Genomic DNA, 9,434 nt, shown 5'->3' on the forward strand with positions numbered 1-9,434 from the left:
GATTGCCACTTACGGGAACCCAGATACTGGATAACAGGCTAAAAAGTTCATCAGTGAACTTAACAAGGGTGCAAAATTAATCAGGTGCGACAACTTTTTGTGCATTATGATGATTGATCGACCAACGGTGATCAACGGACATATCAGAACTTTGGCAAATTTCTTCTAGTCGCTTTTGCTGTACCGCAGCTTTTCGCATGGTAATAATTAGCTGAGTCACCTGATGCCTTAAATCTGGATTTTGATTGACCGCTAACATAGTTTGTCTTTCTAAGAGTTGAAGTATAAGTTCGTAGTGGATAGGTGAAGGTAAAGGGATTTGCTCCATGAAGTTAATTTGAGATTTTAAAGAAAGGGATTTTGTCTTAGTCAAAGTTTATCTCCTGCCCAATAAATTGTTACACAGGAAATAAATTATTGCTTATAGCCTGGATTAAGCTGGTGATGAAAATTTGGCAAAGAGATTAGTAATACCTAAGCCGGGGTCTGGTTGTTTTACCAAGGATTCACCAATAAGTACAGCGGATGCACCTGCTTTGTCCACTAAGCTGAGATCGTCGGGGTGATGCAGTCCTGACTCACTAACTACTAAAATGTTGCGTTCTTGCAGTTGTTTATTCCTGTCGGCGAGTAGTTGGCAAGTAGTTTGCAAGTCAACTGAGAAATCTTCCAAGTTCCGATTATTGATTCCCACTAAGGAAACACCATCTAAGGCTAATACTCGGTCAAGTTCTGCCAAACTATGGACTTCAATCAAGGTTGCCATTTTTAGTTTGTTAGCAATTTTGACAAAGTATTGCAAATCTTGATCGCTGAGGATGGCTGCAATTAATAAAACCGCATCTGCACCATGAATGCGTGCCAAATACATCTGGTAAGGATAGATGACAAAATCTTTACACAGTAGGGGTAAATCTACGCTTTTGCGAACTAGGGCTAGGTTATCAAAGCTGCCTTGAAAGAATTTGACATCTGTCAGTACAGAAAGACAACTGGCACCACCTTGTTGATAGGATAGAGCGATCGCTACTGGGTCAAAATCTGGGCGGAAAATTCCTTTGCTGGGGGAAGCTTTTTTGACTTCTGCAATCAGCGCTGGTTTGGTTTTGCCTTGGCGGAGGGCAGCGACAAAATCACGGGTTGGTGGTGCACAGAGTACCTTTTTTTGCAATTCATGCAAAGGTAGCTTTTCCCGCATTTGGGTATCTTCTATTTCTTTTTGCCAAACAATTTCTTCCAAAATATTTCTGGGTGCTGCATCTGGCATGGCAATCTGATAGCGCAATATAGAGATATCAATAGCTTGGCTGGGTGAACGACGACGGATTTGCATAATTTAGTTATTAGTCATTGGTTATTAGTCATTAGTCAGTAGTCAAGAGTCATTTGTCAGGGTTTTGTTAGCTAAGGACAAATGACTAATGACTATTGACTAACTAGCGAAAGCGCGTTTATAGGCTTCGTCCAACACTTCTGAAAGTGTCGGGTGGGCGTGAACCAAATTGGCGAGGATGTGAACAGCTTGACGGTTGGCAATTGCCGCTGAGGCTTCGTGAATTAAGTCTGAGGCATGCATTCCGAAAATGTGGACGCCCAAAACTTCCCCTGTGTCTTTGCGGTAAATTACCTTAGCTATGCCGTCGGCTTCATTTTCTGCCAGGGCTTTAGAATTACCTTTGAAGTAACTCTTGCTTGTGGCAATTTCAAATCCCTCGTCCAAACCCAACTCCTTGGCTGCTGTTTCTGTTAAGCCCACATAACTAACTTCTGGGTGGGTAAAGGCGGCGGCGGGGATGCTGCGATAGTCTATTTTTCTTTCCCGCCCGATGATATTGTCTACGGCAACGATGCCTTGGGCAGAGGCAGCGTGAGCTAGCATCATTTTGCCATTGGCATCGCCAATTGCCCAGAGATGGGGGACGATTTCACCTGCCGAGAGCACCGCCATGGTGTCGTTAACGGGGATATAATTCCGACGGTCAAGTTCTACACCCACAGACTCTAAACCAAGATTTTGGGTGACGGGGATGCGTCCTGTAGCTACTAGGCAAGCATCCACCTCCATAACTTCTACAACTTCTTTGGTTTGGAAATTTGCCAACTCAATCACCACTGGTGAACCGGGAATAACTTTTTTGGCGTATATTCCAACTTTGGTTTCAATATCGCGCTGAGTAATCAGCACCCGTTCGGCAAGTTTGGCGATATCGCGGTCAAATCCTGGCATTAACTGATCTAGGGCTTCAATCATCGTGATTTCACAACCCAAAGCTGAGTAAATATCAGAAAATTCCAAGCCAATGTAGCCACTACCAATAATTGCCACCCAGTTTGGTAGGGATTCCAATTTCACTCCTTGGTCGCTGGTAAAGACGGTTTTGCCGTCTACTTCAATTCCTGGAGGAACGAAGGGTACTGAACCAGGGGAAAGGATGATGTCTTTGGCTGTGATGGTTGTTTCGCCGTTATTTGTAGTGATGGTGACTTTTTGGAACCCAGCTACTTTTCCCCAGCCGCGGATAATATCGACTCCCAAGCGTTTGAGGCTGTTGGTTAAGTCACCTTGAATTTTTGAGACGAGATTGCCTGCATGATTGGCGATCGCTTGGCGATCAAACTCTACACTACCAACTTTAATTCCTAGGGACTTGAGGTGGTGGGCATTGCGTAACTCCCGCACACGTCCAGATGCTGCTAGCAGTGCTTTAGAAGGAATGCAGCCCCGGTTAACACAGGTTCCCCCCATATCTGCTGCTTCGATAATCGCTGTTTTCAGACCGCAGCTGACAGCGTGTAGGGCTGCGCCATGGCCGCCTACACCAGCGCCTATAATGACTAAATCGTAATCAAATCCAGGACTCACGTTAGTTTCCCCGTCTGCTTCGCCTATCTATCAACCCATTTTAGACAGAGTTGCAGAAATATTTGATGAAACTTGCCAGAAATGGAATTGCAGCTTACTAGAATTTAATCGGGAAAATTTTCCTGCCATTGATTCCAGTACCAAAACAATGGTATTGAAACTCCCTTGGGAAAAACCTGGACAAAATTGGCGGTTCCAACCCAACGAAGGCGGCTTTTACAATCTCGTTTTCACACAAAATCTTGGGAATATCTTGGGTGATGCCGCGCTGCGCGTCCTTTATTTACCCATCTAACGAGTAGATTTTGGATCAGGCTAACCAATGAAAGGACAACTTTAATGAAGCCCCACTTGCTTGATGACGGGGTTGGCATGCTTGCGCCTATTTTGTTTGAATATTGGGAGTACGGATATTTCGCTGAGGTGGTGAGCGAGAACCACACTTGATTTTTTGGATTGTTTGTTAATTTAATATCATAATCTCTTTGCCTGGCATTATACCTGGCAAACACTAAATCTCGTATCTTAGAAAAAAAACATAACGGAAATTTCTACAGGAGGCTGGTAGATGGCTGCAACCGACTTCAAAGACTATTACTCAATTTTAGAAATTAGTAAAACTGCCAGTCCGGAAGAAATTAAACAAGCTTTTCGTAAATTAGCCCGCAAGTTTCACCCTGATGTCAATCCTGGCAACAAACAGGCAGAGGCACGCTTCAAAGAAATTAACGAAGCCTACGAGGTTTTGTCAGACCCAGATAAACGCAAAAAGTACGACCAATATGGTCAATACTGGAAACAGGTTGGTGAAGGCATGCCAGGTGCCGGCCCTGGTGTTGACATGGGCGGCTTTGACTTCAGTCAATACGGTAGTTTTAATGACTTTCTTAATGAGTTATTTGGTGGTGCGGGCCAGCGAGGTGGGCGACAAAACTACTCTTCTCGCACTTCCACAAGTAGACCAGGCAGCGGTTTTGGCGGTTTTAATGATTTTGGTTTTCAAGATTCAGGTACTGCTACTACCCAAGATACGGAAGGCTTGATCACTTTGACTTTTGCTGAAGCCTTTGCTGGTGTGCAAAAACGCTTCAGTTTAGGCAACGAAACTATTGATGTTCGCATTCCCTCAGGGGCTAAAGCGGGTACTCGCTTGCGGGTGCGGGGGAAAGGTCAAGTCAATCCCATGACTCAACAGCGGGGGGATTTATATTTAAAGGTGGAACTTCAGCCCCACTCTTTCTTCCAAATTGAAGGTGATAATCTTGTCTGTGAAGTCCCGATCACACCCGATGAAGCCACATTAGGCGCTTCTATTGATGTACCTACCCCCGATGGTTCAGTTAATGTCAAGCTACCTGCGGGGGTGCGTTCTGGTCAATCTCTGCGTTTACGTGGCAAAGGCTGGCCCCTAGCTAAGGGTGGACGTGGCGATCAGTTGGTGAAGGTGGCGATCGCACCACCAAAAGACCTTAGCCCACAAGAACGTGAATACTACGAAAAAATCCGGGCGATTCGTACCTATAATCCCCGCAGTCATTTGGAGCAGTTTAAACTCTGAAATAGGCTGTAAACCTGTTGTCCAATGGCGAATCTTTGAACCAAGAATCCCCGTGTCTTTGGACCGGGGACTTTACTCAGGCAACTTTACACTCGATTGAATTGTTCTAACAATGTTTCTATTCCAGCATTGTGATCTAAAAATGAAAATAAATGCCTGTAGCGAAGTTTGCCATCTTTATCTAATACAAATTGTGCTGGTAAAGGCGCTCCTAGGGCTTGCCCTACTTTGTATGTATGAAAAACATCACAGCTAGGGTCACTCAATAATGGCATTTGTAAGCCTAAATCTCTGACCACTATTTGACTTTGCCTTTCGTCGGTACTAGTAATCAGCAAAACTTCAATTCCGCGATTTTTAAACTGCTCGTAGTTTTCATTCAAAGCTTTGATGTGGGGAAAGCAAAAAGGGCAATATTGTTTTTCTGTGAAAATCCGTGTAAAGGCGAGTAAAACTGGTTGTTTGCCTTTATAGTCAGATAATTTCACTACAGTGCTGTTGGTAATATCTGGCAATTTAAAATCTGGTGTCCCCACTCCTATTCTTAACTGACTTATCGCTGGGACTGGCAAAAAATTACGGAAGAAGCGCTCATTGAATAAGCCGCTAAAATCAGTTGAAGTCAGCATATTTTTAGCCCTGATTATTTAAATAATCTTTCAAAAAAAAACCACGAGATAAACACTGATTATTCCGTATCTGTGTAAATCTCGTGGTTCATCTGTGGTGATGATTGATTTGGTTATTAACTTCAACAAACTGCCTTGGAGTTTTCCCAGGAGGGTAATCTAGACAGCAGAGAAGTAGATTTTGGACTTCACTGGGTCAGGAGTCATTGTCTTGTCTCCTGGTTGCCAACCAGCAGGGCAAACTTCATCAGGGTGGGATTGAACGTGCTGAATTGCTAGTAATGTCCGCAGGGTTTCATCGACGCTGCGACCAAAAGCTAAGTTATTGATAGTGGCGTGCTGGATGACACCATCTTTGTCGATGAGGAACAGACCGCGCAAGGCAATGCCTGCTGCTGGGTCAAGGACGTTATAAGCGGCGCTAATCTCTTTCTTGATGTCAGAAACTAGGGGATAATTTAAGTCACCGACACCACCAGACTTGCGATCAGTTTGAATCCAAGCGAGGTGCGAGAATTCACTATCAACGGAAACACCAAGCACTTCCGTGTTAATTTTCTTGAATTCTTCGTAGCGATCGCTAAATGCTGTAATTTCAGTGGGACAAACAAAGGTAAAGTCTAAAGGATAGAAAAACAGGACAACGTATTTGCCCCGATAGTCGGAAAGTTTAATATCCTTAAATTCCTGATCTACCACAGCCGTTGCTGTAAAGTCGGGAGCCTGTTGACCAACGCGGAGGCATCCTTCTGTTCCGTAAGTGAGGGACATTAACCTAATTCTCCTTCAACTTCTATACATCTCTTAGCGTTGAATTTCGGGTCAAGTAAAACTCACCCATCTACGCTGTCACAGTTTAATTACGATCTGTTACAAGTATATCATACTCATAACGATTTTGAGTAGCAAATGGCTGATTTAGATACAAGAGAATGGTTACTCACCAATGGCTTGGGTAGTTTTGCTAGTGGTACAGTTTCTGATGTCCGCACCCGCACCTATCACGGTTGGCTATTTGCCGCTACAAATCCCCCTTCTGGGCGTACCCTGCTGTTTTCCCACTTGGAAGCGAGCCTAGAAGTAGAGAAGAAATTGATAGCATTGGGGACAAATTGCTGGGGTAGTAGTCAGATTTCGCCGACCGGCTACGAACTGCTACGCTATTTTGAGATTAATCCAGTTCCCAAATGGATTTGGGGTGAGGATAACTGGCAATTAACAAGACAATTGGCGATGCCCTATGGGTTAGCCGATAAGGAGAAAGGAGGATCTTTTTGCCATCGGATTTTGATCCAGTATCGCTACGAGGGTAAACATTTAGCTATTTTAAAGCTGAGACTGCTGATAGCCGAGCGCGATTTTCATCATCAGGAAAATGGGAATCAGGAATTACAGTTTTCCCAATTGCTTGGGCCACAACAAGTGTGTCTGCAAGGGATTCATGGTGGCAAGGTTGGCATACCTTGGCACTTGCGGTGGACTCAAGGAAACTATCAACCAGATACAGTTTGGTACTGGAATTATCGGTTATCAGAGGAAACGCAGCGGGGATTAGGCGATCGCGAAGACCTCTTCAGCCCCGGTTATTTAACAGTCCCTCTCCAGCCGGGAGATACAATAACTCTAGAAGCACGGGTAGGTTTTCCCGACTCACAGCAAGCTGTTCTCACCTCCACAGCCTTTGCTAAAGCTGTCGAGACAGAGGAAGAAAGACTCTCTCAAATTTTTAGATTTGAGCAGCAGGATTTAGATAGTACAAAGCCAATTACCAATTCCCAATCCCCAATCTGGCAAAAACTACTCAGAGCAAGCGATCAATTTATTGTCTATCGAGCCTCAATTGCTGGGCCTACTGTGATTGCTGGCTATCACTGGTTTAATGATTGGGGGCGCGATACCTTGATTGCTTTACCAGGATTGGCACTAGTCCCAAAACGCTTTGATTTGGCAAAAGGGCTGTTGCAAACTTTTGGGCGTTATTGTCGTCACGGTTTGATTCCCAATGCTTTTCCTGATGTCGATGGCGAACCTTTTTACAATAGTATTGATGCGGCGCTGTGGTGGATTGAAACTTTAGGACTTTACTTAGAAGCTACCCAAGACTGGCAGTTTTTAGCAGCGCAATTCCCAGTAGTGCAGCAAATCCACAAAGCCTTTGTCGGTGGTACTCGCTACAATATCCATGTTGATGCCACTGATGGGTTAATTGGTTGGGATGCTCGCGGTGTAGCTCTTACCTGGATGGATGTGGTGATTGGGGGGCAGCCTGTTACACCCCGTCAGGGTAAGCCAGTGGAAATCAATGCTTTGTGGTATTCGGCTTTATGTTGGATGAGTCAGTGGGCAGAACGGTTGAGCTGTCTTCATTTGGGGGAACCAGTACGTCTTGCTCAACAGGCAAAGCGCTATGGCCAGCAGGCACAAAAGGTGAAAGTCTCTTTGCAAAAGTTTTGGAATCCTCAGCTAGGCTATTTGTACGACACTATTGAGCCGGATGATCGCCGAAATTGTCAAATTCGCCCGAATGCAGTTTTGGCGCTATCTCTGCACCATTGCGGGTTTACTCTACAGCAGGGATGTCAAATACTAGATTTGGCTTCTGCTAGTTTGCTTACTCCCTATGGTCTTCGCAGTCTCGATCCTGGTGATTCGGAATATATGGGAAAATATGAGGGTAATTCGCAAAAACGCGATCGCGCTTATCATCAAGGCACTGTTTGGGGTTGGCTAATTGGCCCCTATATCCGGGCTTGTGAGCGGTTTTACCCAGAGAAACCAATACCTTTTGATTGGCAACCTTTGCTAGACCATTTTTTATCTAGTGGTTGTATTGGTTCTATTTCGGAAATTTTTGATGGTGATGCGCCGCATATAGCTAGGGGTGCGATCGCTCAAGCTTGGTCTGTGGCTGAGGTGATTCGTCATTTTAGATGATTGGATTTTTTGTCTCACGCAAAGTCGCAAAGGCGCAGAGAGGAAGAGAAGAGTAATTTTTTACGGGTTACTAACTATCGATTTGATGGTATTTCTGCTGTTTTTTGTGATTCATTTCTGATGTTAAAGTAATGGAAAAGGTTTGCAACTGTTAAATGCGATGCTTGTTGTAAGTTGGATGTGACTAATGTTTTATATCCAGAGTTTGCAGCTTGTTGACTAACATAGATTTCATACTCTCGACGTAGATCAGGCTCGAAGATAAATAATAGTTGGTCACGCAGGGAGTAGAAATGAGATTTTTCGGCTAAATTTTCGTATATTAATTGTTCGGGGGGTATTTCTGAAGCTGTGAGGGTTTGGTTAGTTTCTGAAGTGTTGAAAGTAGAGCTATTTAAAAGTTTTAATTCTGATGCAGGAAGGGATTTTATCCAATCAACATGATTTTGCCATGAGTTGATTAGGACTAAATCATGGTTGCGAATGCGGGTAATTTCGGGAAAGAGAAAATCAAGCTCTTCATCTGATTCGCAGCGGTTAATCACGGTGATGGCATCTTCACAGATTTTATCTTGCAGTTGGCTCAAGCGATCGCACACTGCTGAAACTTCTTTCTGTACTTGATAAGTCGCAATAATCGTCTGTTCAATAGCCCAAGAGCATTCTAGCCTGCGGAGTTGTCCAGCCGCACAAGTTTCTTCTAATAAATGCGGGTTAGTGTAATCTGCTAAAGCCTCAAATAACATTCCCCTAGCAGCGTCAATTTCAGCATTTCTCCGGCTGATATCTTGCAATTGCATCGCTGAACGGAAACGGTTTATAGCTTGGATAAACAACCCATACGCCCTAACTAAAATCGTGCGATGTTGTTCAAATTTGATATCTTGGGCTACCTGCTCAATTAATTGTCTAATTTCGGCTCCTTGGTCTTTTAAGGCTTGTTTCAAGTCAATAAAGCCATTTTTGACCTCCAGCCGCATTTGCTCAACTTCTTTCCTCAATTTCAGCGTTTGGTGTAAGTTCACTGCTGTTAATGCTACACCTGCAACTGTTCCCACACCAATCACAGCAGTTGTTGCTTGCAGTACTCCCACGCTACTTTGTAAAGTTAGCAAGCTAGTCTGTATAATTTGCAAATCATTCCGCACTGCTGTAAAACTCTTGTGGTTTTGATACATTTGCAACACTCCCATCAGCAAATTAGCACCTGCTGTCAGTGGCGATAAAGGACTATTATTGACTACAGCACCAACAGCATGAGCAGCAAACTGTCCAGTAAGAGCATCTCTAACTATACCTATGGGTACTCCATTGCTAAAGACTTGTAAATATGGTTCTTCAGTACCTGTTATGCTAAACTATTAAATTTAAAGATTAAAAAATGTAATTAAGTGTATCAAATTATTTTTATAAGCCTTACTGCACTTGACATGTAAGGAATATTTATTGT

9 protein-coding genes are annotated in these 9,434 nt (G+C 43.8%); 3 read left to right on the forward strand and 6 right to left on the reverse strand.

The genetic code is table 11. From position 1 onward, the window contains the following. Window positions 1-76: 76 nt before the first annotated feature. The 3 genes from H6G32_RS22510 to lpdA form a co-directional block, all read right to left on the reverse strand. Window positions 77-328 carry a DUF5340 domain-containing protein gene (locus H6G32_RS22510; RefSeq protein ID WP_190462356.1) on the reverse strand — a complete coding sequence of 84 codons (252 nt, stop codon included), beginning with the start codon at window positions 326-328 and terminating at the stop codon, window positions 77-79. 105 nt (window positions 329-433) lie between these two features. Then, window positions 434-1,333 (reverse strand): indole-3-glycerol phosphate synthase TrpC, encoded by a 900-nt coding sequence (gene trpC, locus H6G32_RS22515; protein WP_190462341.1) that lies wholly within the window; start codon window positions 1,331-1,333, stop codon window positions 434-436. A 99-nt stretch (window positions 1,334-1,432) separates the two neighbouring features. Next, the gene (gene lpdA, locus H6G32_RS22520) at window positions 1,433-2,863 is read right to left on the reverse strand and encodes a dihydrolipoyl dehydrogenase (protein ID WP_190462343.1); all 1,431 of its coding nucleotides are present in this window, start codon (window positions 2,861-2,863) and stop codon (window positions 1,433-1,435) included. A gap of 148 nt (window positions 2,864-3,011) precedes the next feature. Here lpdA and H6G32_RS22525 point away from each other — a divergent pair, with 148 nt between their 5' ends. Further along, window positions 3,012-3,158 (forward strand): hypothetical protein, encoded by a 147-nt coding sequence (locus H6G32_RS22525; RefSeq protein ID WP_190462345.1) that lies wholly within the window; start codon window positions 3,012-3,014, stop codon window positions 3,156-3,158. 273 nt (window positions 3,159-3,431) lie between these two features. After that, a complete protein-coding gene (locus H6G32_RS22530) occupies window positions 3,432-4,421 on the forward strand; it encodes a DnaJ C-terminal domain-containing protein (protein WP_190462347.1) in 990 nt (329 codons plus the stop codon). A gap of 86 nt (window positions 4,422-4,507) precedes the next feature. On the opposite strand, the gene H6G32_RS22535 is transcribed toward H6G32_RS22530, so the two are convergent. Continuing rightward, complete coding sequence (locus H6G32_RS22535; RefSeq protein ID WP_190462349.1) at window positions 4,508-5,050, reverse strand: peroxiredoxin family protein; 543 nt, start codon at window positions 5,048-5,050, stop codon at window positions 4,508-4,510. A 159-nt stretch (window positions 5,051-5,209) separates the two neighbouring features. Next, window positions 5,210-5,821 carry a peroxiredoxin gene (locus H6G32_RS22540; RefSeq protein ID WP_190462352.1) on the reverse strand — a complete coding sequence of 204 codons (612 nt, stop codon included), beginning with the start codon at window positions 5,819-5,821 and terminating at the stop codon, window positions 5,210-5,212. Window positions 5,822-5,959: 138 nt separating this feature from the next. On the opposite strand from H6G32_RS22540, the gene H6G32_RS22545 reads away from it, so the two are divergent. Next, window positions 5,960-7,984: an amylo-alpha-1,6-glucosidase gene (locus H6G32_RS22545; RefSeq protein ID WP_190462354.1), complete on the forward strand. Its 2,025-nt coding sequence runs from the start codon at window positions 5,960-5,962 to the stop codon at window positions 7,982-7,984. Between the two features lie 74 nt (window positions 7,985-8,058). On the opposite strand, the gene H6G32_RS22550 is transcribed toward H6G32_RS22545, so the two are convergent. Continuing rightward, window positions 8,059-9,162: a hypothetical protein gene (locus tag H6G32_RS22550; protein WP_199328216.1), complete on the reverse strand. Its 1,104-nt coding sequence runs from the start codon at window positions 9,160-9,162 to the stop codon at window positions 8,059-8,061. Window positions 9,163-9,434: the final 272 nt, after the last annotated feature.

Source organism: Cylindrospermum sp. FACHB-282, assembly GCF_014697195.1.
Classification (GTDB): Bacteria; Cyanobacteriota; Cyanobacteriia; order Cyanobacteriales; family Nostocaceae; genus Cylindrospermum.

Coding starts and splice junctions, on each gene's coding strand:
- H6G32_RS22510 (WP_190462356.1), bottom strand. CDS start 328: ATGGAGCAAATCCCTTTACCTTCACCTATCCACTACGAACTTATACTT.
- trpC (WP_190462341.1), bottom strand. CDS start 1,333: ATGCAAATCCGTCGTCGTTCACCCAGCCAAGCTATTGATATCTCTATA.
- H6G32_RS22525 (WP_190462345.1), top strand. CDS start 3,012: ATGGTATTGAAACTCCCTTGGGAAAAACCTGGACAAAATTGGCGGTTC.
- H6G32_RS22530 (WP_190462347.1), top strand. CDS start 3,432: ATGGCTGCAACCGACTTCAAAGACTATTACTCAATTTTAGAAATTAGT.
- H6G32_RS22535 (WP_190462349.1), bottom strand. CDS start 5,050: ATGCTGACTTCAACTGATTTTAGCGGCTTATTCAATGAGCGCTTCTTC.
- H6G32_RS22540 (WP_190462352.1), bottom strand. CDS start 5,821: ATGTCCCTCACTTACGGAACAGAAGGATGCCTCCGCGTTGGTCAACAG.
- H6G32_RS22545 (WP_190462354.1), top strand. CDS start 5,960: ATGGCTGATTTAGATACAAGAGAATGGTTACTCACCAATGGCTTGGGT.
- H6G32_RS22550 (WP_199328216.1), bottom strand. CDS start 9,162: ATGTATCAAAACCACAAGAGTTTTACAGCAGTGCGGAATGATTTGCAA.